At 71.4% G+C, this 24,776-nt stretch carries 28 protein-coding genes and 1 riboswitch; of the genes, 17 read left to right on the plus strand and 11 right to left on the minus strand.

Annotated elements, in window-relative coordinates:
* The 3 genes from AB0B58_RS27975 to AB0B58_RS27985 are packed head-to-tail and all read right to left on the minus strand — an operon-like array spanning position 1 to position 2,275.
* Positions 1–660, minus strand: a complete 660-nt coding sequence (locus AB0B58_RS27975; protein ID WP_360229536.1) for an ABC transporter ATP-binding protein — start codon at positions 658–660, stop codon at positions 1–3.
* Positions 657–1,700 carry a peptidoglycan-binding protein gene (locus tag AB0B58_RS27980; RefSeq protein ID WP_360229538.1) on the minus strand — a complete coding sequence of 348 codons (1,044 nt, stop codon included), beginning with the start codon at positions 1,698–1,700 and terminating at the stop codon, positions 657–659. Before AB0B58_RS27980 ends, AB0B58_RS27975 begins: the two co-directional genes overlap by 4 nt.
* Complete coding sequence (locus AB0B58_RS27985) at positions 1,697–2,275, minus strand: hypothetical protein (RefSeq protein ID WP_360229540.1); 579 nt, start codon at positions 2,273–2,275, stop codon at positions 1,697–1,699. Before AB0B58_RS27985 ends, AB0B58_RS27980 begins: the two co-directional genes overlap by 4 nt.
* 124 nt (positions 2,276–2,399) lie before the next feature.
* On the opposite strand from AB0B58_RS27985, the gene AB0B58_RS27990 reads away from it, so the two are divergent.
* Together AB0B58_RS27990 and AB0B58_RS27995 are read left to right on the plus strand one after the other, a co-directional pair.
* The gene (locus AB0B58_RS27990; protein ID WP_360229542.1) at positions 2,400–3,056 is read left to right on the plus strand and encodes a response regulator transcription factor; all 657 of its coding nucleotides are present in this window, start codon (positions 2,400–2,402) and stop codon (positions 3,054–3,056) included.
* Positions 3,053–4,177: a HAMP domain-containing sensor histidine kinase gene (locus AB0B58_RS27995; protein WP_360229544.1), complete on the plus strand. Its 1,125-nt coding sequence runs from the start codon at positions 3,053–3,055 to the stop codon at positions 4,175–4,177. Before AB0B58_RS27990 ends, AB0B58_RS27995 begins: the two co-directional genes overlap by 4 nt.
* Positions 4,178–4,447: 270 nt before the next feature.
* Here the strand turns inward: AB0B58_RS27995 and AB0B58_RS28000 are convergent, their stop codons facing one another.
* Both AB0B58_RS28000 and AB0B58_RS28005 read right to left on the minus strand, forming a co-directional pair.
* Complete coding sequence (locus AB0B58_RS28000) at positions 4,448–5,296, minus strand: ABC transporter permease (protein ID WP_360229546.1); 849 nt, start codon at positions 5,294–5,296, stop codon at positions 4,448–4,450.
* Between the two features lie 150 nt (positions 5,297–5,446).
* Positions 5,447–6,424, minus strand: a complete 978-nt coding sequence (locus AB0B58_RS28005; protein ID WP_360229548.1) for an ATP-binding cassette domain-containing protein — start codon at positions 6,422–6,424, stop codon at positions 5,447–5,449.
* A 237-nt stretch (positions 6,425–6,661) separates the two neighbouring features.
* Here AB0B58_RS28005 and serA point away from each other — a divergent pair, with 237 nt between their 5' ends.
* Complete coding sequence (gene serA, locus AB0B58_RS28010) at positions 6,662–7,876, plus strand: phosphoglycerate dehydrogenase (RefSeq protein WP_360229550.1); 1,215 nt, start codon at positions 6,662–6,664, stop codon at positions 7,874–7,876.
* 21 nt (positions 7,877–7,897) lie between these two features.
* On the opposite strand, the gene AB0B58_RS28015 is transcribed toward serA, so the two are convergent.
* Complete coding sequence (locus tag AB0B58_RS28015) at positions 7,898–9,211, minus strand: hypothetical protein (protein ID WP_360229552.1); 1,314 nt, start codon at positions 9,209–9,211, stop codon at positions 7,898–7,900.
* A gap of 283 nt (positions 9,212–9,494) precedes the next feature.
* A complete protein-coding gene (locus AB0B58_RS28020) occupies positions 9,495–10,157 on the minus strand; it encodes a response regulator transcription factor (RefSeq protein ID WP_360229554.1) in 663 nt (220 codons plus the stop codon).
* Positions 10,158–10,397: 240 nt separating this feature from the next.
* Here AB0B58_RS28020 and AB0B58_RS28025 point away from each other — a divergent pair, with 240 nt between their 5' ends.
* From AB0B58_RS28025 to AB0B58_RS28045, 5 genes are all read left to right on the plus strand, one after another.
* A complete protein-coding gene (locus AB0B58_RS28025; RefSeq protein ID WP_360229556.1) occupies positions 10,398–11,264 on the plus strand; it encodes a BTAD domain-containing putative transcriptional regulator in 867 nt (288 codons plus the stop codon).
* Positions 11,265–11,314: 50 nt separating this feature from the next.
* The gene (locus tag AB0B58_RS28030) at positions 11,315–11,947 is read left to right on the plus strand and encodes a 50S ribosomal protein L11 methyltransferase (protein ID WP_360229558.1); all 633 of its coding nucleotides are present in this window, start codon (positions 11,315–11,317) and stop codon (positions 11,945–11,947) included.
* A gap of 63 nt (positions 11,948–12,010) precedes the next feature.
* On the plus strand, positions 12,011–12,496 hold the full coding sequence (locus AB0B58_RS28035; RefSeq protein ID WP_360229560.1) for a MarR family transcriptional regulator: 486 nt from the start codon (positions 12,011–12,013) through the stop codon (positions 12,494–12,496).
* A complete protein-coding gene (locus AB0B58_RS28040; RefSeq protein WP_360229563.1) occupies positions 12,493–14,226 on the plus strand; it encodes an MDR family MFS transporter in 1,734 nt (577 codons plus the stop codon). The genes AB0B58_RS28035 and AB0B58_RS28040 overlap by 4 nt, the downstream gene beginning before the upstream one ends.
* A gap of 56 nt (positions 14,227–14,282) precedes the next feature.
* The gene (locus AB0B58_RS28045) at positions 14,283–14,585 is read left to right on the plus strand and encodes an antibiotic biosynthesis monooxygenase (RefSeq protein WP_360229565.1); all 303 of its coding nucleotides are present in this window, start codon (positions 14,283–14,285) and stop codon (positions 14,583–14,585) included.
* 4 nt (positions 14,586–14,589) lie between these two features.
* Here AB0B58_RS28045 and AB0B58_RS28050 read toward each other — a convergent pair whose 3' ends face one another.
* Together AB0B58_RS28050 and AB0B58_RS28055 are read right to left on the minus strand one after the other, a co-directional pair.
* Positions 14,590–15,510: an ANTAR domain-containing protein gene (locus tag AB0B58_RS28050; protein WP_360229567.1), complete on the minus strand. Its 921-nt coding sequence runs from the start codon at positions 15,508–15,510 to the stop codon at positions 14,590–14,592.
* 621 nt (positions 15,511–16,131) lie between these two features.
* A complete protein-coding gene (locus tag AB0B58_RS28055) occupies positions 16,132–16,389 on the minus strand; it encodes a DUF6158 family protein (RefSeq protein WP_360229569.1) in 258 nt (85 codons plus the stop codon).
* Positions 16,390–16,466: 77 nt separating this feature from the next.
* Between AB0B58_RS28055 and AB0B58_RS28060 the strand changes: the two genes are divergently transcribed.
* The 3 genes from AB0B58_RS28060 (at position 16,467) to AB0B58_RS28070 (ending at position 18,552) form a co-directional block, all read left to right on the plus strand.
* On the plus strand, positions 16,467–16,892 hold the full coding sequence (locus AB0B58_RS28060; RefSeq protein ID WP_360229571.1) for a hypothetical protein: 426 nt from the start codon (positions 16,467–16,469) through the stop codon (positions 16,890–16,892).
* A gap of 17 nt (positions 16,893–16,909) precedes the next feature.
* Positions 16,910–17,236, plus strand: coding sequence for a DUF3817 domain-containing protein (locus AB0B58_RS28065; RefSeq protein WP_360229573.1), 327 nt, complete (start codon positions 16,910–16,912; stop codon positions 17,234–17,236).
* A gap of 210 nt (positions 17,237–17,446) precedes the next feature.
* Positions 17,447–17,580, plus strand: a riboswitch (cyclic di-AMP (ydaO/yuaA leader).
* A 12-nt stretch (positions 17,581–17,592) separates the two neighbouring features.
* Entirely contained in the window at positions 17,593–18,552 is a 960-nt protein-coding gene (locus AB0B58_RS28070) for an NlpC/P60 family protein (protein ID WP_360229575.1), read from the plus strand.
* 70 nt (positions 18,553–18,622) lie between these two features.
* Here AB0B58_RS28070 and AB0B58_RS28075 read toward each other — a convergent pair whose 3' ends face one another.
* Entirely contained in the window at positions 18,623–19,624 is a 1,002-nt protein-coding gene (locus AB0B58_RS28075) for a sigma-70 family RNA polymerase sigma factor (protein ID WP_360229577.1), read from the minus strand.
* A 550-nt stretch (positions 19,625–20,174) separates the two neighbouring features.
* Here AB0B58_RS28075 and AB0B58_RS28080 point away from each other — a divergent pair.
* Positions 20,175–20,858 carry an SDR family NAD(P)-dependent oxidoreductase gene (locus AB0B58_RS28080; protein ID WP_360229579.1) on the plus strand — a complete coding sequence of 228 codons (684 nt, stop codon included), beginning with the start codon at positions 20,175–20,177 and terminating at the stop codon, positions 20,856–20,858.
* On the opposite strand, the gene AB0B58_RS28085 is transcribed toward AB0B58_RS28080, so the two are convergent.
* A complete protein-coding gene (locus AB0B58_RS28085) occupies positions 20,855–21,646 on the minus strand; it encodes a dTMP kinase (RefSeq protein ID WP_360229582.1) in 792 nt (263 codons plus the stop codon). The genes AB0B58_RS28080 and AB0B58_RS28085 overlap by 4 nt on opposite strands.
* A gap of 210 nt (positions 21,647–21,856) precedes the next feature.
* Here AB0B58_RS28085 and AB0B58_RS28090 point away from each other — a divergent pair, with 210 nt between their 5' ends.
* The 5 genes from AB0B58_RS28090 (at position 21,857) to AB0B58_RS28110 (ending at position 24,763) form a co-directional block, all read left to right on the plus strand.
* Positions 21,857–22,441 carry a nucleotidyltransferase family protein gene (locus AB0B58_RS28090; protein ID WP_360229584.1) on the plus strand — a complete coding sequence of 195 codons (585 nt, stop codon included), beginning with the start codon at positions 21,857–21,859 and terminating at the stop codon, positions 22,439–22,441.
* A gap of 1 nt (position 22,442) precedes the next feature.
* Complete coding sequence (locus tag AB0B58_RS28095; protein ID WP_360229586.1) at positions 22,443–22,697, plus strand: hypothetical protein; 255 nt, start codon at positions 22,443–22,445, stop codon at positions 22,695–22,697.
* Positions 22,694–23,437 (plus strand): metallophosphoesterase, encoded by a 744-nt coding sequence (locus tag AB0B58_RS28100; protein WP_360229588.1) that lies wholly within the window; start codon positions 22,694–22,696, stop codon positions 23,435–23,437. Before AB0B58_RS28095 ends, AB0B58_RS28100 begins: the two co-directional genes overlap by 4 nt.
* A gap of 55 nt (positions 23,438–23,492) precedes the next feature.
* The gene (locus tag AB0B58_RS28105; RefSeq protein ID WP_184997106.1) at positions 23,493–23,636 is read left to right on the plus strand and encodes a GPGG-motif small membrane protein; all 144 of its coding nucleotides are present in this window, start codon (positions 23,493–23,495) and stop codon (positions 23,634–23,636) included.
* A 200-nt stretch (positions 23,637–23,836) separates the two neighbouring features.
* Positions 23,837–24,763 carry an MHYT domain-containing protein gene (locus AB0B58_RS28110; RefSeq protein WP_360229591.1) on the plus strand — a complete coding sequence of 309 codons (927 nt, stop codon included), beginning with the start codon at positions 23,837–23,839 and terminating at the stop codon, positions 24,761–24,763.
* The last annotated feature ends 13 nt before the right edge of the window (positions 24,764–24,776 follow it).

Consider the following 24,776-nt stretch of genomic DNA (forward strand, 5'->3'; position numbering starts at 1 on the left):
CTAGATCACCCGCCCGTCGCGCAGCGCGATCTGCCGGGGCAGCTCGTCGGCCAGTTCCCGGTCATGCGTGATCACCAGCACGGTCGTGCCTCCCGCGTGTAGTTCCCGCAGCAGTTCGACCACCCCCGATCCGGCGGCCGAGTCCAGGTTTCCGGTCGGCTCGTCCGCCAGCAGCAGCGCCGGATCCCCGGCCACCGCCCGCGCGATCGCCACCCTTTGCCGCTCGCCGCCCGACAGCTGATGCGGCCGGTGCCCGAGCCGGCCGCCGAGACCGACCCGGTGCAGCGCGGCCTCCGCGCGCCGCTCACGCTCTTTGCGGCGTACGCCGGCATACAGCAAACCGTCGGCCACGTTCGCGACGGCGGTGCGCCCGGGTGCCAGATGGAACTGCTGGAAGACGAACCCGATCCGGCGGGCCCGCAGCGCCGACAGCTGCCGGTCCGACAGGCGGGCCACGTCGTGTCCGTCGATGCGGACCGTGCCCGCCGACGGCCGGTCGAGCGTGCCGATCAGGTGCAGCATCGTCGACTTGCCCGAGCCGGACGGGCCGACGACCGCGGCGAGCTCGCCGTACTCGACGCCGAGGTCGACGGAGTCGAGCGCGGTCACGCCGCCCGGGTACGACTTCGTCGCGCCGGAGAGCTCGATGACCTGGGTCATTCCGGCATCCCCACGATCGTGCCGGCCTTGACGCCGCCGCCGGACACCTCGACGCGGCCGTCGGCGAACAGGCCGGTCTCCACAGCGACGAAGCGGGTGCCGCCCGCCTCGACGACCTGCAGGCCGTACCCGCCCTCGGCGAGCGCGAGCAGCGCCGCGACCGGGACCGTGAGCACGTCCTCGCGCTCGGACGCGGTGAACGCGACGCCGACCGCGGCCTGGTCCAGCCCCTTCGGCGACTTCGCGAAGCCGATGGTGACCGACAGGCTGGTGCTCGCCTCCTCCTGCCCCTCGGCGGGCGTCACCACCGTCTCGACATCGGTGATCCGGCCGGGCGCCTCGGTGCCGTCCGGCAGGGTCACCCGCACGGTCGCGCCCTTGCGGGCGAGCCGCTGGTCGGAGATGTCCAGCTCGACGGTGGCGACCCGGCCGGTGCCGGTCGTGTCGAGCACGGCGGTGCCCGGCTGCACCGCGGCACCCGGCGCCGCCGAGTGGCTGGCGACCCGGACCGCCCCGGCCGCGTAGACGATCCGTGCCGGGTCGACCGTGCCGGTCTCCGCCAGCCCGAGATCGTCCTGCCACTCCCGTACGGCTTCGGCCGTCGCCGACGAGTACGTCCGGTCGACGGTGAAACCGCGGTACCCCAGCGCCCACAGGTTCTTCTCGAACTGCCTGACGTCGCGCCCGGTGTCGCCCGCGGACAGCTTCCGGTACGCGGGCAGCGAGCCGTACAGCAGCACCACCGGATCGTCGTCGACCCGGTAGAGCGGCTTGCCGCGCCGCACGGTCGACTCCGCCGCGGCGAGCCAGGTCACCGTCCCGGACAGCCGGCAGGCGTGCGCGGTCGTGTCCCCGTACCCCAGCTCGCCGTCGGCGTCCTGGGTGTCGACGAGCGTCTCCTTCTTCACCTCGGCCGTCACCGGGGGCACCGACGCCTCGGCCTCGGCCTGCGCGTCCGGCAGCCCGGCCACGACGACGGCCGCGGCACCGGCGGTGAGCACCACCACCGCGGCGGCGGCGATTCCCAGCCGGCGGCTCATCCTTCGGCCGTTTCGCGGCCGCCGGACGTGCCGCCCCGCTTGTCCCCGCCGGGGCCGGGGCCGTCCGGGCGGTACTTGGAGCAGGCCTCCTCGGCCTTGTCGAACGTCGGGTCGCCGGGGCCCATGCCGACCTTTCTGCCGTCGATCCGGATGCTGCCGTCGGGGTTCGGGTCGGGGAAGTTCTCGACGCCGTTCTCGCGCATGCACCGCGCCATCTGCCGGGCCTGTTCGAGCTGCTCCGGGTCCGCCGGGCCGCGGTCGCCGCCGTCCGGCGCCCACTTCTTGCAGGCCTCCATCGCCGCGTCGACCTTCTCCTTGGCCGTGCCCTTGGGGACCTTGATCTGTAGTCCCCCGCCGGGCTTCGGGTCGGGGAACCATGTCATGCCCTGCTCCCGCATGCACTGCGAGAACTTCAGCGGCGCGTCCTCGTCCCGCTGCTCCTCCGCCGCTGCCGCGGCGGACGCCGTGGGCGTCCCGCCCGCCGAGGCCACCTGATCGCCGGCGGGCTTACCCCCGCAGCCGGTGGCCGCAGCCGTGAGCAGCAGGCCGAGCGCGAGAATCCTCCAGGTCCGCATCGTCTTCTCCCTCGTCGGCGGCCGGGCGGCCGCCACGGGATGCAGTGAAGTCCCCGGCAGGTTTCCCGGCCGTCACGCAAAACGATGACGCCCACGTGACGTGACCGTGGGTCACCATGGAGGCATGCGCATCCTGGTGGTCGAGGACGAGCCGCTGCTGGCCGATGCCGTCGCGGAGGGCCTGCGGCACGACGCCCACGCGGTGGACGTGGTCTACGACGGCGCGGCCGCGCTCGAACGCGCGCAGGTCAACGACTACGACGTGATGATCCTCGACCGGGACCTGCCGGTCGTGCACGGCGACGAGGTGTGCCGACAGCTGGCCGGGCGGGACGCGACGCCGCGGATCCTGATGCTGACGGCGGCGGCCGAGATCGACGACAGGGTCGAGGGGCTGGCGCTCGGCGCGGACGACTACCTGCCCAAGCCGTTCGCGTTCCGGGAGCTGTCCGCCCGGGTCGCCGCGCTCGGCCGCCGGTCGCGGCCGGCCGCGCCCCCGGTGCTGCGCCGGGCCGGGATCAGCTTGGACCCGCACCGGCGTGAGGTCTTCCGCGACGGCCGGTACGTGCCCCTGTCCCGCAAGGAGTTCGCGGTGCTGGCCGAGCTGCTGCGGGCGGACGGCACCGCGGTGTCGGCGGAACAACTGCTCGAGAAGGCGTGGGACGAGAACGCGGATCCGTTCACCCACGCCGTACGGATGACGATCCTGAAGTTGCGCCGCAAGCTCGGCAACCCGCCGGTGCTGCTCACGGAGCCCGGAGTGGGGTATCGGATCGGATGAGGCTCACCGTGCGCGGCCGCCTGACCCTGGTCTACGGCGGCCTCTTCCTCGCCTTCGGCGTGGTGCTGCTCGGCTTCACGTATGTCCTCGTCTGGCAGCGGGTGCCCGGCAAGGCCATCGTGCGGGGGCAGAGCGGCATCAGTGCGGTGCCGGAGCCGGGGCTGCCGAAGCCGGAGGTCTACTTCGAGCAGGTCATCCGGGAGACCCGCGACGACGCGTTGTCCGCGCTGCTCACCCAGGGCGGTATCGCCCTGCTGGTGGTCGGCACCGTCGCGATCGCGCTGGGCTGGCTGGTGGCCGGGCGGTTGCTCCAGCCGCTGCACCGGATCACCGAGACCGCGCGGCGGATCGCCGAGGCGCCGGCGGCGGACCGGGGCCTGCACGAGCGGATCGCGCTGACCGGCCCGGACGACGAGATCAAGCAGCTGGCCGACACGTTCGACCTCATGCTGACCCGGCTGGACCGCTCGTTCGACGGGCAGCGGCGGTTCATCGCGAACGCGTCACACGAGCTGCGCACCCCGCTGACCCTGAATCGGACCCTGCTGGAGGTCGCGCTGCAGCAGGAGTCGGCGTCGGCGGAGCTGCGGCAGCTCGGCACGACCCTGCTGGCGATCAACGACCGGCACGGCCGGCTGATCGACGGGCTGCTCACGCTGGCCCGCTCGGAACGGGAGCTGACCGAGCGCTCCTACGTCGATCTCGCGGACATCGCCTCGCACGTGAGCACGGACGACATCCGGGCCGAGCTGGGCGAGGCCGCAACGGTCGGCGATCCGGTCCTGCTCGAACGGCTGGTGCAGAACCTGGTCGAGAACGGCGTGCGGCACAACCTGCCGGACGGCGGCTGGGTGCGGGTTGTCACGTACACGAAGGACGGCCTCGCGACGCTGGAGGTCAGCAACACCGGGCCGGTCGTGCCCCGTTACGAGGTCGAGACGCTGTTCGAGCCGTTCCGCCGGCTCGGCAACGAACGGCTCGCCGGTCCCGGCGCCGGGCTGGGCCTGTCGATCGTGCGGGCGGTGGCCCGGGCGCACGGCGGCGAGGTGCACGCCGTGCCGCGGGACGGGGGCGGCCTCGTGGTGACGGTCGCCCTACCGGCCGCTCGGCCCTGGCAGTGACCGGCGGGCGATCGCGACGACCCGCGCGGGACATGACGCGAGCCCGGTGGTGGTCGCCTCGTCACTTGGTGCAGTCCAGGTCCGGCTCGAACGACGGGCCGTCCGCCGCACGCCGAAACCGGGACAGGCGGGCCGCCCGGCGGTCCAGCAGCCCGTGCGCCCGCCGGGCCGACGCCGCCGCGCGGGCCGACGCCCGGGCGGACCGTCGCCGCAGCGACTCCTCGGACGCCTCGCGCAGGCGTTGCCGTCACTCGCGGGCCTCGTCCCCGGTCACTTGCGGTTGTAGAGCCGCATGGTCAGCGGCCCGAAGATCAGGGTGAGCACCGCGCTCGCCGCGAGAACCCACCCGATCTCGCCCGTGTCCCACTCGCCCGCCATCATCGAGCGGACCGCCGCGACCAGGTGGGTGATCGGGTTGACCTGCACGAAGGCCTGCAGCCAGCCCGGCATGGTCACCGGGTCGACGAAGACGTTGCTCAGGAAGGTCAGCGGGAAGAGCACCAGCATGCTCACGCCCATCACCGATTTCTCCGAGCGCAGGAACAGGCCGAACATCGTCCACACCCAGGAGAAGGCGAACGAGAAGACGACCAGCAGGCCGACGCCCGCCAGCACGCCCGGCAGGCCGCCGTCCGGGCGGAAGCCGAGCGCAAGGCCGACCAGCATGATCGTCGTCGCCGCCAGGATGTAGCGGAGCACGTCGCCGAAGATCATGCCGACCAGGGCCGCGGGCCGCCACACCGGCAGCGAGCGGAAGCGGTCGAACACGCCCTTCTCGATGTCGGTGTTCAGGCCGACGCCCGTATACATCGTGATCATCACGACGCTCGTCACCATGATGCCGGGGAGCAGGAACTGCAGGTACTCCTCCGTCGAGCCGGCCAGCGCACCGCCGAAGAGGTACGTGAACATCAGCGTCATGATGATCGGGAACGCGGTCACGTCGAAGAGCTGCTCGGGTACGTGTTTGATCTTCAGGATCGCGCGCCAGCCGAAGGTGACGGACGCCGACCAGGCACTGGGCCGCCTCGGGCGCTCGCCCCGGGCCAGAACCGCACCGAGCGTCTCGGCAGACGGCGCATAAACGGCGACAGCCTCGGACGTAACAGCAGTGCTCATGCCATCCCCTCCGCTGACGCTCCGGCGACGACATGAGTTTTGGACTGAGTTGATGATTCGCTCGCAAGCTCACTCATGCCATCCCCTCCGCTGACGCTCCGGCGACGACATGAGTTTTGGACTGAGTTGATGATTCGCTCGCAAGCTCACTCATGCGGCGACCTCCTCGGTGGCCGGTCGGTCAGTCAGCGCCAGGAACACCTCGTCGAGGCTCGGCTGGCCGAGGGAGAAGTCGTCGACGATGATCCCGGCGTCGGCGAGGGCCGCGAGGGCCCGCGACGCCTGCTCGGCCGCGCCCCGTTCCGAGCCGGACCCGGCGGCCCGCGCCGTCAGTGCGGCCGGATCCGGCTCCTGCTGCACGGCCGTGCCGAGCGCCGCGGCGAGCAGCCGTGCGGCCTCGGGCCGCTGCGCGGTGTCGCGCAGGCGCACGTGCACCGTCCCGGCGCCGATCGAGGCCTTCAGCGAGCCCGGCGTGCCCTCGGCGATGACCTTGCCGTGGTCGATCACCGCGATCCGGCCGGCGAGCCGGTCGGCCTCGTCCAGGTACTGCGTCGTGAGCAGCACGGTCGTGCCGTTCGCGACGACGACCCGGATGATGTCCCACACCTGGTTGCGGCTGCGCGGGTCGAGCCCGGTCGTCGGCTCGTCCAGGAAGAGCAGGTCAGGGGTGTTGAGGATGCTCGCGGCGATGTCGATGCGCCGCCGCATGCCGCCGGAGTACTTCTTCACCTGGCGTGCCGCCGCGCCGGTGAGCCCGAAGGCCTCGAGCAACCGGGCGGCCCGCTCACGGGCGGCCGGCCGGCCGTGACCGAGCAGCCTGGCGAGCAGGATCAGGTTCTCCGTGCCGGTCAGGTCCTCGTCGACCGAGGCGTACTGCCCGGTCAGGCTTACCCGGCCGCGGACCGCGTCCGCCTCGCGCACCACGTCGTGGCCGAAGACCCGGGCCTGGCCGCCGTCGGGTCTCAGCAGGGTGGCCAGCATGCGGACGACGGTCGTCTTGCCGGCGCCGTTGGGGCCGAGCAGCCCGTAGACGGTGCCGGGCGGGACGCTCAGATCGACCCCGTCGACCGCGCGGTTGTCGCCGAACGTCTTGACGAGACCCGATGTCTCGATGGCCGGTGCGCTCATGTCGTCTCCCCTCCGCCGGGCATGCACGCATCGTGCCGGGACGGTGTGACATTTTCGGCCCGGGCCGGCCCCGGACCTCCCCGTGTCCCACGAACGGCTGGTGACGGGTTGACCGCCAGGTGGGAGCTCCGGCACACCCCCGGGGGCAGGGCAATCCGGGGCATTAGGCTGGGGCGCCTGTGAACTGGGCTTCGGTGTGGCGGCCCGGATGGTCCATCCCGAGATGAACGGAAAGTGATGACCGACCAAGCCAAGGTGCGAGTCCTGCTGCTCGAGAGCATTCACCCGGACGCGGTGTCCCGGCTCGAGACGGCGGGTTACCAGGTCGAGTCCGTCCGCAACGCCCTCGACGAGGTCGAGCTGATCGAGCGCATCAAGGGTGTGCATCTGCTCGGCGTCCGATCCAAGACGCAGGTCACCGCGAAGGTCCTCGAGGCCGCGGACAGCCTCGTCGCGATCGGCGCGTTCTGCATCGGCACCGATCAGATCGACCTCGCCGCCGCGTCGCAGGCCGGCATCGCCGTCTTCAACGCGCCCTTCTCCAACACCCGCTCGGTGGTCGAGCTGGCCCTCGCCGAGATCATCGCGATGACCCGCCGGCTGACCGAGAAGAACAACCTCATGCACGAGGGCGTCTGGGACAAGGCCGCCGTCGGCAGCCACGAGGTGCGTGGCCGCCGGCTCGGCATCGTCGGCTACGGCAACATCGGCACCCAGCTGTCGGTGCTCGCGGAGAACCTGGGCATGCACGTGTCCTTCTACGACACGGCGGACAAGCTGGCCCTGGGCAACGCGCAGCGCTGCGCCAGCATGGACGAGCTGCTGGAGACCTCGGACGTGGTGACGCTGCACGTCGACGGGCGGCCCGGCAACGCCGGCTTCTTCGGCGCCGAGCAGTTCGCCAGGATGCGCCCGGGCGCGATCTTCCTCAACCTGTCGCGCGGCATAGTGGTCGACCACGTCGCCCTGCGCGAGTCGCTGGCCAGCGGGCACCTGGTCGGCGCGGCCGTCGACGTCTTCCCGACCGAGCCGAAGGGCCGCGGCGACGAGTTCGTCTCCGAGCTGCGCGGCCTGCCGAACGTCATCCTCACCCCACACATCGGCGGGTCCACCGAGGAGGCCCAGTCGGACATCGGCGACTTCGTGGCGAACAAGCTGGCGCTCTTCGTGCGGGAGGGCAACACCACCCTGAGCGTGAACCTGCCCAGCATCGCCCTGCCGTCCGCGACCGGCATGAGCCGGATCATCCACGTGCACCTGAACATGCCGGGCGTACTGGCGCAGGTGAACAGCATCCTGGCCGAGCACAGCGTCAACGTCGAGGGCCAGCTGCTGAGCACCCGCGGCGAGTACGGCTACCTGATCACCGACATCGGCGGCAGCTACAGCGCCGACGTGCTCGACCAGCTGCGCGCCATGAGCCAGACGGTGCGGCTCCGGGTCCTCTCGTAGCCGGAAGGCGACCGGGTCGCGCTACTCGACGGTCTCGACCGAGAGGAGCGTGACCCGGGCCTCCGCCGTCACGTCGTAGCGGTCGTTGGTCGCCCAGCCCTTCGGGGTCAGCGTCGAACCCGGCTCGACGTCGCGCAGCGTACGCGCGCCCGCGGCGACCGTCTTCGCGCCGCCCCGCATCTTCACCCGGACCGGGTTGCCCTCGGGTGAGGTCAGCGCCAGTTCGTCGACCTCGCCGGTGATCTTCAGCGCCACGGTGCCGGCCGGCTCCGGCAGGGCGATCTCGGTGACCCGGGAGCCGCCGATCAGGTCGATGGCGCCGATCGCGCCGCCGGTGAAGTTGATGCGCTGCTCGTCGACGGCGCCCGCGAGGCGCAGGTTCCACATCACCTTCGAGGAGAGCACGACCTCTACCTCGCCGGAGCCGCCGTCGCCGCCGGGAACCAGCTTCAGCTGCACCCGGTCCTGCTCGACCACGGCGTTCGGGAGGATCCCGGCGTCCTCGGCGGTCGAGATCCGGTAGAGGTCCTCGCCGAGGTCCTCGCTGCGCATGGTCATCTTGGTCGTGGCCGTGGCCAGTTCGAAGGACGCCACCTTACGGCCGTCGACGGGTGCGGTGACCGTCCGGTCCTCGGGCGTCCCCGCGCCGAGTTCGAGCACCGACGTGAGGCTCTTGTCCGGGCCGGAGAAGTACGAGACGCCGGCGACGACGCCGCCGAGCAGGACGGCCGCGCTCAGCGCGACACCGGCGAGGAACACGCCCCGGCCGCGCGGCGGGGGCCCGGCCAGGATGGCCTGCTCGCCGGTCGCGTGCGGGTGGCGGGCGGCGCGGTGCGGCCGGATCTCGCGGCCCGGACCGCCGATGAAGTCGCCGATGCCCTCGTCCTCGGCCACCGCGTGCTGCAGCCGGGGCTGGCGGGACCGGGCCAGCACCGATTCCGCGGTGACGGAGCGGACCGGGTGCGGCGCGGAGGATCGAGTCTCCGGCGACCTCGGCTCGGGCATCCGCGGCTCCGATGACCGCGGCTCGGGCATCCGCGTCTCCGGCGACCGGGGCTCAGCCGGCCGGGACACGGGCGGCTGGGACACGGGCGGCTGGGACACGGGCGGCTGGACGGCGGGCGGGAACTTCGCGCCCGGGGTCGGTGCGGTCCTGCCGCTGTTGTGGTTGCCGCTGATCGGGCCGGCGGTGAACCCGAACGACGCGCGGCCGGGGCCGGCCGGCGGCGCCGGGCCGTACGCGGGCTCCGGCGGGTCGGCGGCCGAGCCGTTCGCGTCCGCGGACGAGGGTGTGGCGGGCGAACCGAAAGCACTCCAGCTCTGGGAGTCGGCCATGTCTTCCTCATCAGCATCGTCACGGAACGAGTTCGCAGCGGGGGGCCGCCGGTAGGGTGCCGGGTCCGATTCGGGCCCGCGGTTGCGTGTCTGGTTGTCGCGGTTCGCCCAGTCGGCGCCCGAGGTCGACACGAGGCCCGCCGCCGCGACGGACACATCGGACGAACCGGCGTGTGATCGTTCCACGCGATGCCCTCCAACTCGCGCCGGCGCCGACGACTTCAGGGGGCGCTCCAGCGAGAAGTACGGATGCCGCGGCTTATCGGATGAGTACGATCGTGAATTACTCTCCGTTATTGTGGTGCGGGCTGAGTAGTCCCCGCCGGGTGGCGACCGCGACCGCCTCCAGCTGGCTGTGCGCGCCGAGTTTGCCCAGCACAGCCTTCACGTAGCCGCGGCACGTGTGGACGCTGATGCCGAGCCGCCGGGCGATGGCCCGCGGGTCGAGCCCGGCACCCATCAGGTCCAGCACCTCGCGCTCGCGCGCGGTGAGCCCGCCGGCCCGCGGCCCGACCACCGGCGAGGTGCTGCGCAGCAGCCGCGCCAGAATGTCGGTGGAGACCGTCATGCCGCCGCCGTGCGCGGTGTGCACGGCGTTCAGCACGTCGCCGAGCGGGCCGTTCTTCGACAGGAAGCCCGATGCACCGGCCGCCGTCGCCCGGCCGACCAGGGCGGACTCGTTGTTCGCGGTCAGAACCACGAACCGGGTGTCCGGCTGCCGGTGCCGCAGCAGTTCCGCGATCGCGATCCCGTCCGCGTCCGGAAGGTCCGGATCGAGCAGCACCACGTTCGGCCGCAACTCCTGCACGAGCCGGATGGCCTGCTCACCTGTGCGCGCATGCCCGACATACCGCAGCTCGGGCTGCCCGGCCAGCGCCACGCCGAGCAGCTCGGCGAACGTCTGATGCCCATCAACCACGAGCACCGTGATCGCCTCGCCCACCATTCGCGCCTCCTGATCCGCCAGCGCTGGAAGTCTATGTGTCTCGCGCACGAAGCCAAGGCGTACCAACAGTCGGACAGCACCCGCGAGCCAAGCCGATCGGGCGGTACGCCCGCCGCCCGGATGAGTCCGAGCGGCCGCCATAACTCGTATCTTCGGTGGACCGGACCCCTCGCTTTCGGGGTGCGGAACGCCGCGGCGGACGCTTGTCGCGCGGCCGGCACCCGGACAGGGTCTTACGCCATGTACGAAATCCAGCTCTTCGGTCGTCTCGAAGTCCGGACCCGCGGCGTACGCCTGACGGGGCACGACTTCGGCGGCGACAAGCCCCGGCACATCCTCGCGCTGCTCGCGCTGCGCGGGGACATGCACGGGGCAGAGCTGTCGGAACTGCTCTGGTCCGGCCGCCCGCCGGCCGGCCACCAGGCCACGGTGGAGGGATATGTGTCCCTTTTGCGCCATCGGCTCGACCCGGCGGGCGACACTCGTGACTCCGCGATCACTATCCGCAACGGCGGCTACGCGCTGGTGGCCGAGCGGGTACGGGTGGACGTCGCCCGCTTCGACGAGCTCGTCGCGGCGGCCTCGGGCCGCACGGCGGGACGCGCACTGCGGCCGCTGACCGCCGCCGCCCACCTGGCCGGGCGGCCGTTGCTGGAGGACGAGGAGCACCCGGAGTGGGCGACCGAGGCCCGCGAGCGGTACCGCACCCGGCTGGTGACGACGCTGCTCGACGCGGGCGGGCTCGCCCTCGCCGCCGGGGAGCCCCGCACGGCGCTGGACCTCGCGGGCCGGGCGGTGGGCATCGACCCGGTCGCGGAGCGCGGCTGGATGATCACGATGGCCGCGCACCGCTCGCTCGGCGACCGGGTGGCGGCGCTGCGGGCGTACGACCGCTGCCGCCGGCAACTCGCCGAGGGCCTGGGCGTCGAGCCGTCCCCGGAAACCCGCGCGCTCTTCCTGGAGCTGCTGCGCGAGGACGGCACGGACACCGCGGTGGACGGCGCGGTGGCGGCGATCCTGGCGGCGGCCGGCGAGGCACACCGGCCCGGCTCGGTCGCGGGCCTGCTGCGGCGGGCCGCGGAGCTCGCCGCCGGCCCGGCGACGTGACGCGGGTCAAATAGCGGGCGCCCGGGGCGGAAACCGCGCAGAATCGCCGCGTGCATACGACGCTGCTGCCCGTACCCCTGGCTCCGGAGATCTCGCTGCACCTGGCCGACGGCCGGGTGGGGTTGTTCGACGAGAACGGCGGCGCGTTCAGCAGCGACGTGCCGCCGCCTTTCTGGCTGTTCGTCTGGGCCGGCGGCCAGGCACTGGCCCGCTACGTCCTCGACCATCCCGAGATCGTGCGGGGCCGCACGGTGCTCGACGTCGCCACCGGCTCGGGCGTGGCGGCGATCGCCGCGGCCCGGGCCGGCGCGGCCCGCGTCACGGCGCTGGACGTCGATCCACAGGCAGCGGCGGCGGCGGCCCGGAATGCGACGGCGAACGACGCGGCGGTGCACACCCGGGTCGCGGACGTCGCGCAGGCGGAGACCACCGCGGAGGTGATCCTGGCCGGCGACGTCTTCTACACCCGCGGCGTCGCCGACCGGATGGCGTCCCGACTGCGCCGGGCGAGCCGGGAGGGCGCCCGCGTCCTGGTCGGCGACCCCGGCCGGGGCTTCTTCCCGGAACGGCTGTTCGTACGGGTGGCGGAGTATGTCGTCCCCGTGCCTGCCGCGCTGGAGGAGACCGAGTCGCTGGTCACCGGCGTCTGGGAGATGCGAACGAAGGCCGCCGCGTCCGGCTGACCGCAAAATGCTTTCACCAACCAACAAGATGTACGCTGCATGCATCTCGGCGGGAGGCGCGACGTGACGAAACCGGACGCCAGTGACACCACGGGACGGCTCGCCGACGAGATTGTGCGATTCGCCCGGCTCGGCGCGCGCGCCAAAGGCATGCTCAACGCGGGAGACCTCGGTGCCGAGTTCTCCGCGCTCATGCTGCTCTTCCCGCTGCAGCACCACGGGCCGATGCGGGTCACCGATCTCGCCGAGGCGAAGGGCGCCGACCCGTCCACGGTCAGCCGCCAGGCGGCGCAGCTGATCAAGGCCGGTCTCGCCCGCCGCGAGGCCGACCCGGCCGACGGCCGGGTGTCGCGGCTCGCGGTCACCGACGCGGGCCTCTCGGCGTGCCTGCGGCTCCGCGAGGCGCGCCACGCGCTGCTCAGCGACGCGCTGAGTGGCTGGCCGGCCGAGCGCGTGACCGCGTTCGCCGACCTGTTCGCAGAATTCAACAGCTCCGTCGAGGCGCTCCTGCGCACCGACGCAGCCGTATCAGCACGGGAGAACGCGTGAGTGACTCCGGCACCACCGCATCGGCGGAGGACGGATCGGCGCAGGGCGCACCGGACGCAGGCAGGCCGTCGGTGGAATTCACCCATCGGCAGATCCTGACCATCCTGACCGGCCTGATGATGGGCATGTTCCTCGCGGCCCTCGACCAGACGATCATGGCGACGGCGACCAAGACCATCGCCGACGACCTCGACGGCTTCAACCTGCAGGCCTGGGCGACGACGGCGTTCCTGATCACGTCGACGATCTCGACCCCGCTGTACGGCAAGCTGTCCGACATCTACGGGCGGCGGCCGTTCTTCCTGTTCGCGATCGCGGTCTTCATCGTCGGCTCGATCCTCTGCGGACTCTCGCAGAGCATGTACGAGCTGGCCGCCTTCCGCGCGATCCAGGGCATCGGCGCCGGCGGCCTCATGTCGCTGGCGCTGGCGATCATCGGTGACATCGTGCCGCCCCGCGAGCGCGCCAAGTACCAGGGCTACTTCCTGGCCGTCTTCGGCACCGCGAGCGTCGTCGGCCCGATCCTCGGCGGCTTCTTCGCCGGCGCCGACACGATCCTCGGTGTCGACGGCTGGCGCTGGGTCTTCTACCTGAACGTGCCGATCGGCGCCGCGGCGATGATCGTCGTGGCCCGGGTGCTGCACCTGCCGCACATCCGCACGCCGCACCGCATCGACTGGCCCGGCGCGCTCTTCCTCGTCGTCGGCCTGGTGCCGCTGCTGACCGTCGCCGAACAGGGCCGCGCGTGGGGCTGGGACTCCGGCCGGTCGTTCCTCTGCTACGCGATCGGCGCGATCGGCCTGGTGGCCTTCGTCTTCGCGGAGCGGGCCTACAAGGACGAGGCGATGCTGCCGCTGCGGCTGTTCAACAACCGCACGGTCGCCGTCGGCGCCGCCTCCAGCACCATCCTGGGCATAGCGATGTTCGGCGGCCTGATGACCGTCCCGCTCTACCTGCAGATCGTGAAGGGTGCCTCACCGACCGTCGCCGGCCTGGAGATGATCCCGTTCGTGGCCGGCATCATGGTCGGCTCGATCACCGCCGGCCAGCTGATCGCCCGGACCGGCCGCTACCGGATCTTCCCGATCATCGGAAGCGTGCTGATGGCGACCTCGCTGTTGCTGTTCGCGCTGATCGACGCGGACACCCCGCTGTGGCGCACCATGCTGGTGATGGTGTTGATGGGCCTCGGCCTGGGCGGCAACATGCAGCCGATGATCACCGCGGTGCAGAACGCGGTGTCGCCGCGCGAGATCGGCGTGGCGACCAGCACCGTCACCTTCTTCCGGTCGATGGGTGGCACGCTGGGCACCGCGGTCTTCCTGTCGGTGCTCTTCAACGTGCTGCCGGGGAAGATCGACAATGAGCTGGCGGCCGCCCGGGAGACGCCCGCGTTCCAGCAGGCGGCGTCGGACCCGACACAGATGCAGCTCCTCCAGCAGGCGAAGAGCGAGGGCATGAGCGACACGTCGTTCATCAGCCAGCTGTCCGACGTCGTGGCGCACCCGTTCAAGGCCGGCTTCTCCGACAGCTTCCAGGTGGTCTACCTGATGGCCCTGGCCATCATGCTGATCGGCCTGGTCGTCGTGCTCTTCCTGCCGGAGATCCCGCTCTCCCAGCGGTCGGCGCAGCAGCAACGCGCCGACGACGCCGCGGCCGCGGCCGCCTGCAACGGCGTGCCGGGCGAGGTCGGCGCCGGCCCCGGCGCGGAGATCAAGAGCTCCTATTGACGACAGACCGACGACCGGAGGGTACGGGCGCAGCACGCGCTCGTACCCTTTGTCGTATGGCAGTCGTGAAGATCAACGCAATCGAGATCCCCGAGGGCGCCGGCCCGGAGCTGGAGCAGCGGTTCGCCGCACGCCAGGGCGCGGTGGAGAACGCCAAGGGCTTCCTCGGCTTCGAGCTGCTGCGCCCGGTCAGCGGCGAGACCCGGTACTTCGTCTACACCCGCTGGGAGACGGAGGAGGACTTCCAGGCCTGGTCCGCGGGATCGGGCCGGGCCGCACACGCCGGCGAGCGCAGCCGCCCGGTCGCCTCGGGCGCCAGCCTGCTGGAGTTCGAGGTCGTCCAGCACGTCACGAAGTAGTCCCTCAGCCCTCCGCGTTACGGGCGGCCGCCGCGATCAACCGCTCGGCGACCGCCCGGCGGTCCATGCCGAGGCGCTGCGAGGTCTCCCGCAGCACGTCGTAGGCCTCCTGCACGCCGCAGCCGCGCTGAGCGATGATCACGCCGGCCGCCCGGTCGACGGTGGCGCCCTCGCTGAGCCCCTCGCGCCGGCGCAGCTCGCCGAGCAGAACCTCGGCCTGGTTGACCACCGCCATGGTGGTCAGCAGCAGTTCGGGGGCGATGCCGCCCGGCTGCGCGACGAAGAGGCTCAGCGAACCGACCGAGGTGCGCTGCACGTCGAGCGGGAACGAGACGATGCCGTGCACCCCCTCGGCGCGGGCGCACTCGGCGAGCTCGGGCCAGCGCGGGTCGGACTGCAGGTCGCCCGCGGTGACCAGCACGCGGTTGCGGGCGGCCTCGAGGCCGGGGCCGTGTCCGGTGCCGTACTGCCGGTCGTCCAGGGCCTTCGCCCGGGCCCCGGAGGCGGCCAGCACGGGCGGACCGCCCTCGCCGATCAGCGCCACCGAGCAGCGCAGCACCCCCGGCACCGCGCCGGCCACGAAGGCGGCGAGGCGGTACAGGGCCTGCGGCACGTCGTCGGCGCCGAGCATGCGCACGGACAGCTCGTGCAGCAGCCCGGCCAGCTCAACCGGGTGCGGGCCGGCGGCCAGGCCGTCACCCGGCCGGACGGCCGGGACTCCGTGGTCACCGCCGGCGCCCCGGTCCGCCGCGATGACCTCGCCGTTCACCGCACGGCCCACCGCGACCGCCCCGATACCGCGGTCGTTCACGGCGCCCGGTTCCGGCGCCACGCCACGGCCCGCCGCGACGACGGTCGCCGTGGCCACCGCCAGCTCGCCGGCCACGCTCTCGGCGGCCGGCAGGGACTTGGTGGGCAGGGGCACGCGACCACGACCCACGGCGCGGGTCTGGCCGACGGTGACGGAATTTCCCGGGGTGCCGGAGGCCGGCGGGACACGGCGCGAGACGAGCCGTCCGGAGCTCCGTTGCGGGGCTGACATTTGCCCGATATTGCCATGCGCATCGGCGAACACGAAAGTCGTGTCCACTACCGGGTGCCTATCGGGGCGACACCGTCCGCTTCCCCGCGCAGCGCACCGGGAACGAATCCGGCACGGCCCCCGGGCCCGCCCCGAACCCGTCCAGCGCCGCGAGGACGGCCGCTGCCTGCGACTCGGCGACGGCTGCGCGTCGTCCCGGCGGCGCGCTGATCGACACGGTCCTGGTCCATGGAGATCGATTACCCGTGCCCCGCCGTCACGAACCCCCGCGGGCAGACAAATGCGCCGCCCCCGGAACCCAGGAGCGGCGCAGATGAAGATGCCGGTGCGCAGGTCGCCTCTCGGCGAAAGGCTCAACGCGGCTCCAGCCGAACGGTATTCCGCGAAGGCTAAGGGTGAGGCCCGGGGACACTGATCGCACCGACATCCAACCCAACCGTCGGCGGGGTACCGGGATTCCGGTAGCGCTTGTGACCCAGACCACACCCGCCGCCCGCGATCCGCTCAGAAGTCCTGGGTGAGCCGGGACGGATCGATCTCGCGGCCGGGATGCCGGGCCAGATACTCGGTCTCGAGCTCGGCCGTGCGCCGCAGATGCGTCGCGAGCGCCGCCTCGGGGGCGTGCCGCAGCGCGTCGAGCCGGGTCCGGTGCAGACTCGCCAGCTCGCGCAGCAGGTCGTCGTCTGCCAGACCCGCGGGAGCGATGCCGGTTTCGAAGACGACGAGCTCGTCGTCCCCGGGGCCGAGCCGGGCGTCGGTCATGACTCCACCTCCTTGTGCCTAACGCAACGGTTGCCCGAGCTCCCTGCCGCCAAACCCACGCCGGTACGCTGAGCGACATGAAAGGGCTGTGGACCCCCGCGTGGATCGCGCGCCACGTCCTCGCCCTGGTGCTCGTGGCCGGATTCCTGGGCCTGGGCTGGTGGCAGTTCAGCCGGGCCACCGGCGGCAACACGCTCAGCTGGGGCTACACCTTCGAGTGGCCGGTGTTCGCCGCGTTCGTCGTCTTCCTGTGGTTCCGCGAGGTCCAGCAGGAGCGCCGCGCGGGACGCGCGCCCGCGCAGGACGCCGAGGAGCCGGAGCAGCCCGCGCAGGGCGAGCCCCCGGTGGCGGTACGCCGCCCGGTCCGGGTGCCCGTGGCCTCCGCGGCACCCGCCGACGACGACCCCGAGCTGGCGGCGTACAACGACTACCTGAGCTGGCTGGCCGCCCACCCGGGTGCCCGGCCCGGCGACTACCCCGGACGCCGCACCAAGACCAGTTGAACCAAAGGACGTGGATCGTGCAGGGAGCCCTCACCCGCTACCGGATCATCGCCTGGATCGTCGGCGTGGTCCTCATCGTGCTCGTCGTGATCGGCATGCCGCTGAAGTACCTCGGGGACGACGACACGGTGGTGGCCGCGGTCGGGCCGTTCCACGGCTTCCTCTACATGCTCTATCTGGTCGCCACGTTCGACCTGAGCCGCCGCGCGGGCTGGCCGCTCGGCCGGATGCTGCTCGTGATGCTGGCCGGCACCGTCCCGTTCTTCTCCTTCTGGGCGGAACGGGTCGTCACGCACAAGTGGGCCGTCGAGGTCCCGGACGCCCCGCCGGCTATGGCAGAGTAGGCGAAAGTAACGCTTCGAATCGGCCTTGTCGCCGCCCGCTATCGGGATCATTCCGATATTAGTGATTATTGGCGCAAGTCACTCTTCCGGCTCTTGTGTTAATGCCGAGCGCCGATAAGTTAATGCGGTTGGTCCGGTCCGCAGCCACACCCCTCGGTGGCGCCGGCCAGCGCCGTCGAATCCTCGCCGGCGGAATGGGACGGCCCCGATCCCCCAGGGTCACCCTTCCGCCACGACGAACCGGGGAACCACCGAGCAGCATCGGGGTGAATCCGCGCCAGCGGTAGGGCCTTCTTCCCGCCCGAATCCGTCAGCTAACCCGGTAGGCGGCCAAGCGGAAGAAAGGCCACGTACCGTTGCCACACGCCCGAACCAGGCTCCGCGCGCTGGCGGTCGCCGTCCTGGCGATCGCGATCTCCGGAACCTCGGCGACCGCCGCGCACGCGGAACCGTCGAAGAGTGAGCTCACCAAGAAGATCGACAAGGCGTCCGACCAGCTCGAGGACGTCGTCGAGTCGTACAACAAGATGAAGATCAGCCTGAAGAAGACGAAGGCTGACGAAAAGGAACTCATCGCGTCGCTCGGTCCCGCCAAGGAGGCCCTCGTGGCCGCCGGCGCGCAGATGAACACCATCGCCGCGTCGGCATACAAGTCCGGCAACGTCGGCACCATGAACGTCATGCTCGAAGGAGCGGACAACCTCATGGACCGGATGAGCATCCTCGAGCAGATCTCCCGCAGCCGCAGCCGGGACATCGCCAAGTACACCGCGACGACGCAGAACTTCGCCGAGCGTCAGGCCGCCCTCAAGGCGACACAGGACAAGCAGGCCGCCGAGGTCAAGGAGCTGTCCGACCGCAAGAAGAAGATCGAGGGCGACCTCAAGGAGCTGTACGCGATGCGTACGGCCGCGTACGGCTCGGCGACCGAGACCGGCAGCAGGTACACCGGCCCCATCCCGAAGATCTCGGGCTCGGCGGGCAAGGCGGTGACGTTCGCCTACAACGCCATCGGCGTCATGTACGACTATGGCGCCGACGGCCCGAACGGCTACGACTGCTCCGGCCTGACCTCCGCCGCCTGGCGGGCGGCCGGCAAGTCGCTGCCGCACAACGCCGCCGCGCAGTACAGCGCGACAAGCCGGATCAGCCGTTCCCAGCTCCAGCCGGGCGACCTGGTCTTCTATCGCAGCAACGGTCACGTCGGCATCTATGTCGGCGGCGGCCAGATCATCGACGCCTCCCGCGCGGGTCAGCCCGTGAAGAAGCGGTCGATCGACATCATGACGCCGAACGGCTACGGCCGGATCGGCTGAGTCAGGCACAAGCAGAAGGCCGGCGCCCCGTGGGGGCGCCGGCCTTCTTGTGATCGTGGGCGGTTCTGGGTTACGCGGCCTGCAGGCCCTCGGCCCGGGCCAGCTCGCGCAGCCGGCCGAGCGCCTGGATCTCGAGCTGGCGGATCCGCTCGCGGGAGAGCGAGAAGCGCGACGCCACCTCGGTCAGCGAGTGCTCGCGACCGTCCTCGAGGCCGTACCGGGCGCGCATGATGCCCGCCGACCGGTCGTCGAGGTGGTTCAGCAGGCCCTCGATGCGCTGACGCTCCAGCGCGGTCAGGACGATCTCCTCCGGCGACGGGGCGTCACTGTCGGCGACGAGGTCGCCGAGGTTCGTGTCGCCGTCGTCGCCCACCGGGGTGTCCAGCGACACGGTGTCCTGGGCCCAGCGGGTCAGTTCGGTGACGCGCTCCACCGTCACGCCCAGCGCCGCGGCGACCTGCGCGGGCTCCGGGTCGGCGCCGAGCTCGCGGACGAGCTGGCGGGTGACGTTGCGCATCCGGTTGACGTCCTCGACCAGGTGCACGGGCAGGCGCACGGTGCGCTCCTGCTGTGCGATCGCCCGGCTGATCGCCTGGCGGACCCACCACGTGGCGTAGGTCGAGAACTTGTAGCCGCGCTCGTAGTCGAACTTCTCGACGGCGCGCACGAGGCCCGTGTTGCCCTCCTGGATGAGGTCGAGCATCGGCATGCCCGAACGCACGTAGCGACGCGCGATCGACACGACGAGTCGCAGGTTCGCGCGGATGAAGAGGTCCTTCGCCCGCTTGCCCTCGGTGGCCAGTCGCTCCAGTTCCTCCCGGCTCACGCCGCGACGGACCTCGCCGGTGTCGAGCAGGTGCTCGGCGTAGAGCCCGGCCTCGATTGCCTTGGAGAGGTCGACCTCCCTGGCAGCATCCAACAGCGGCGTCCGGGAGATCTCGTGCAGGTAGACTCCGACGAGGTCGCGCTCCTCGGCGACCTGGTCGGTCCGCATCACGGTGTTTTTCTCCACGTTGCCCACGGTCCCCTCATTGCCTTCACTAACCCTGTTACGGGCAATACCTGCGTCCATCAGCCGTCCCCGTAACTTCCGCAGCTCGTGCATTGCGGTGCTGACACCTACATGAACAGAAGTCGGCGTGCACTGATTCCGGCTGGTGGTTCGAAAGTGTCACGAATGTCTGAGTGTCACCTGAGAGCCGCATGCATACTTACTGAGGAAGGCCCTCTCAGAGGCATTCGGAGCCGCACCCGGCGTGGATGCGTCGATATACGCATACCCTTGCGCCTACCTCATGACACCATCGGCCCCTCATTCGTCACAGCGACGGGCATCACGCGTCTCCCTGCGATGCTCGTCACTACCCAGTACGGCCGGGTAGCCAAATGGGTTCATCTCCAGCATCGACAGGTTGTCGCCGGGCCTGAAGCAAATGCACACGGCAAAAGATCCCGCCGCTGCTCGGACCGGGACCAACTGCCACGATGCGGCACGACAGGCTGCAGTTCACTAGCCCGCACGGGTGACCCACGCATGGATGACGGCCGTTCGGACGGGCCCGTTGCACCCTTCGGCCGATCCTCGCGACAGTGAGGGAAAACACACCGCTAACGTGCTCCCCATGGAGCGCAGCGTGCTGGTTACGGGTGGGACGGGTGGGCTCGGCGAGGCGGTCGTCGAGATACTGCGGGATCAGAACTGGCGGGTCGTCGCTCCCGTGCGTGCGGGCGCGGCCGGCCGGCTGCCGAAGGGTGCGGTCGGGGTCGAGGCCGACCTGAGCGAGCCCGCGGACGTGCGGGCGGCCGTGGCCGTCGCGGCGGGTGACCCGGACGCGCCGCTGCGCGCCGTGGTCAACCTGGTCGGCGGGTACGCGGGCGGCGGGCTCGTGCACGAGACGGCGATCGAGGACTTCGAGGCGATCATCCGGGCCAACCTGCGCCCGACCTACCTGGTGACAGCGGCGGCGCTGCCGCACCTGGTGGACGCCGGCGGCGGCTCGGTGGTGTGCGTGTCGTCGCGCGCGGCGGTGGCCCCCTTCCCCGGCGCGGCCGGTTACGCGACCGCCAAGGCCGCGGTGCTGGCCTTCGCCAACGCCGTCGCGGTCGAGTACCGAAAGAGCGGTGTGCGTTGCAACACAGTGCTGCCGAGCGTGATCGACACCCCGGCCAACCGGGCCGGCCAGCCGGACGCCGACTTCTCGCGCTGGGTGGCGCCGGCCGAGATCGCCCAGGTGATCGCCTTCCTGGCCGGCGACGGGTCGAAGCCGACCAGCGGCGCGACGATCCCCGTCTACGGCCGGGCCTAGAAGCCCTCGGCCAGCTGGTAGGTCAGCGCCGACGCGGCCGCGGCGAGCGTCGCCCCGGCCAGGATCAGCACGCGCGCATGTGACACGACCGCCGCGGCCGGGCCGCGGCGCTCGACGGGCACCCGCGCCGGCGGGACCGTCACGGCGGCCGGCGGCGCCGGGTCGGTGAGGTAGCCGATCAGGGCCGCCCCCACCTCGTCCGGTGTGCCGTTCGCGTCGATCACGACGAAGTCCGGGCGCTCCGGCAGCGCCTCGTAGGCCGCCGACGCCGCCCGCAGGTAGGCCATCTCCTCGTGGTCGTAGCCGCGCCGCTCGATCCGGTCATACGCGATCGCCGGGTCGACCGCGAGCAGGAAGGTGACGTCCGGCTTCGGGAAGACCCGGTAGGCCAGCCGGGCCCGGCGCTCGGCGCGGTTGAGCCGGCCGGGGCGGGGCGTCTTGGCGTGCGCGCGGATGCTCGCGTACTGGCAGACCGCGTAGCGGTCCATGACCGAGATCTCGCCGGTGATCCGGCGGCGCAGCAGGGTGCGCAGGATGGCGAGCCAGCGCAGCACCGACTCGACGAAGAGCATGGCCCTGCGGCCGAGCAGGTGCTCACCGTCCCGGCGGCCCAGAACCACGGCGAGCCGGCCGAACCAGCGACGGCCGCCGGCGTTGCGCCGGTAGGTCGCGGGCAGGCCACGCGCGGCCAGCGCGGTCGCCAGCTGGTGCGCCTGGGTGGTCTTGCCGGAGCCGTCGATGCCGACCAGCGCCACCGTGCGTAGACGGCCGCCATCGGAACGGGACACCGGGAGGGAAACAAGGTCGGGGACCATACCCGCCAACGGTACCCGGGAGAGTCACGGACGGTTCGGGCGTGGGCGGGGCTGTCGGCGTACCAAAATGGGGTCAAGCAGTTTATTTTGACCTTGGCACCGCGTGCTGCGGGGTGTGAGGGGTCAGCCGCTCGGGTAGTCGCTGAAGTGGCAAACGCACACCAAGGACACAGGGAGACCGCCATGCCGCACCGGGTGGACGAGGGCCTGGTCAACACGCTCAAACGGGTGGCCTCCGTTCTGAAACAGGCCGAAATCCCGTTCGCGCTCGGCGGCAGCTTCGCGGTGTACGCACACGGCGGGCACTCGAGCGACCACGACGTCGACTTCCTCATCCGCGAGCAGGACAGGCCGCGTGCGCTCGAGGAGCTGTCCGCCGTCGGCTTCGAGGTGGAGCAGCCGCCCGAGGACTGGCTGGTCAAGGTCTACGACGAGGGCCGGATGGTGGATCTGATCTACCGGCCGGTCGAGTCGCCGGTGACCGACGCGACCCTGCGCGACACCGTGATGCGTCCCGTCGAGGCGATCAACATGCCCGTGCTCTCGGCGACCCAACTCATGATCCACAAGCTGCTCAGCTACACCCAGCACTACTGCGACTTCGCCACCGGGCTGCCCGTCGCCCGCTCGCTGCGCGAGCAGATCGACTGGGACCGGGTACGGGCGGAGACCGTGAAGTCACCGTACGCGGAGGCATTCCTCGTCCTGCTGGACCGCCTCGACGTGGTCCCGCTGGCGGGGGACGCCAACCTGACAGTTGGGGGATGAGATGACACCGCAGCTCGACGAGTACCTGGAGGCGGAGATCCAGCGCCTGCTCACCGAGAGCGGGGCGATCGCCGAACAGGGCATCACCCTGCAGCGCCGCGAACACGTGCTGGTGCTCGGCGGCGAGGTGGAGAGCCCGCAGCGTCGCGACGAGATCTGCCGGCAGATCTCCGCGAGCTTCCCGGACGTGGAGATCGCCTGCGACATCGGCATCATCCGCGCCGCGGCGCCCAGTGAGGTGGAGGAGATTTCATGATCCGGATCGCGGCCGTGGGCGACGTCCACGTGGACAAGGACGTGCTGGGCCGCTACCGGCCCGCGCTGGAGCAGTTGCCGGGGGTCGCCGACGCGCTGCTGATCGCCGGGGACCTGACCCGGCACGGCACGGTCGAGGAGGCCGAGTGCATGGCCACGGAGTTCGGCGACCTCGGCGTGCCGGTCGTCGTCGTGCTCGGCAACCACGACCACCAGAGCGACCAGGAAGCGCAGGTCACCGACGTGCTGCGCGGGGCGGGCATGACCGTGCTCGAGGGCGACGGCATCGTGCTGGAACTGCACGGGCACCGGCTGGGCATCGCCGGGGCCAAGGGCTTCGGCGGCGGCTTCGCCGGTGCCTGCGCGAGCAAGTTCGGCGAGCGGGAGATGAAGGACTTCGTCGGCACCACCGAGGCGATCGCCGAGCGGCTCGGCGCGTCGCTGCGCGGTCTCGACTGCGACGCGCTGGTGGCGCTGACCCACTACTCCCCCGTGCCGGAGACGCTCGCCGGGGAGCCGCTGGAGATCTATCCGTTCCTGGGGTCCTACCTGCTCGGGCAGGCCATCGACTCGGCGCCGACCGCGCTGGCCCTGCACGGGCACGCACACCACGGCACCGAGCGGGGGCGCACGCCCGGCGGCGTGCCGGTCCGTAACGTGTCGCACCCCGTGATCAAGCAGGCGTACAACGTGTATCAGCTGCTCTCCGGGGAGGTCGACGCCGGGCTGGTGGCCGTCTGATCCCAGGGCGCCCGGCAGAGGTTTTCGATTCGGGTGGCACGGGTATCTGATCGACATGTCACTGTTGCTTTGGATCCTCGCAGTCATCCTCGTGGTCGCCGGCGTCCTCGCGCTGTTCCGGCGGCAGATCCTCTGGGGTGTAGTCCTGATCATCGTCGGGCTCCTCGTCGGTCCCGGCGGCGTCAGCATCTTCACCTGATCCGTCCCCCCGGCGGGCTACCCGACCGGTCACTACGACCGCACCGGGGCTGTCGTGTGGATGCCTCCAGCAGGCAGCTACACGGCGGCCCCGGTTCTCTGTGGGTAGCAGGGCGCACACGACGTGCGATGTCCCACATCGGACCTATGGCTCAATCCTCTGCGACCTGTTCCCGACCTTCGCGAGGGTGTGACGGCAAAGTGGCCGAGGTCCATCACTTCACGTACGGTGCCTTCAACCCGATCGCGGCGTACCTGGTCGCGGTCCTCGGCTCCTTCCTCGGGCTGCTGTCCACCGGGCGGGCCCGCAGCGCCCGCTCCCGCGGACGCCGCAACCGCTGGCTGATCATCGCCGCCTTCGCGATCGGCGGGGCGGCCATCTGGCTCATGCACTTCACCGCGATGCTGGGCTTCGACGTGCCGCAGAGCCCGGTGCGTTACAACCCGGTGCTCACCATGATCAGCCTCGGGCTGGCGGTGGTCGCCGTCGGCCTCGGCCTGATGGTCGTCGGCCACGGCCGGCGCAGCATCGTGAAGACCGTGATCGCCGGCATCCTGACCGGCGCCGGAGTGCTGGCGATGCACTACACCGGCATGATCGGCATGCACGTCTCCGGCAAGATCCTTTTTGAACCCGCGCTGGTCGCCGTCTCCGGCGTCATCGCCGTCGCCGCATCCACCGCCGCGCTGTGGTTCGCCGTCTCCGTGAAGGGCTGGCGCCCCATGATCGGCGCCGCCTCGATCATGGGGCTGGCCGTCTGCGGAATGCACTACACCGGCATGGCCGCCATGTCCGTCGAGCTCAGCACCACCGTCTCCACCGCGGTGAGCGGCATCCGGCCGCTGCTGATGATCGTGCCGATCACCCTGATCAGTGCCGCCACGATCCTCGGTGTCGCGCTCAGCGCGCTGCAGGCGATGACCGAGGAGGAGTTCACCGAGGGCGACGGCAAGCCGCACCGCGGGATGCACGCCGAGAACCCCTGGTCGCTCAAGCAGGCGTCGATGTCGGCGATGCGGCGGGCGCCCGGCAGCCGCCCGTCGCCGGGCGTCCGGCCCTCGCCGCGGCCGGTCCCGCCGCGGCCCAAGCCGCTGACGGAAGAGCCGCTGCTCGACATCCCTTCCTGAGCGGCGACCCACG

This window comes from Actinoplanes sp. NPDC049118 (assembly GCF_040648555.1).
Lineage (GTDB): Bacteria > Actinomycetota > Actinomycetes > Mycobacteriales > Micromonosporaceae > Actinoplanes.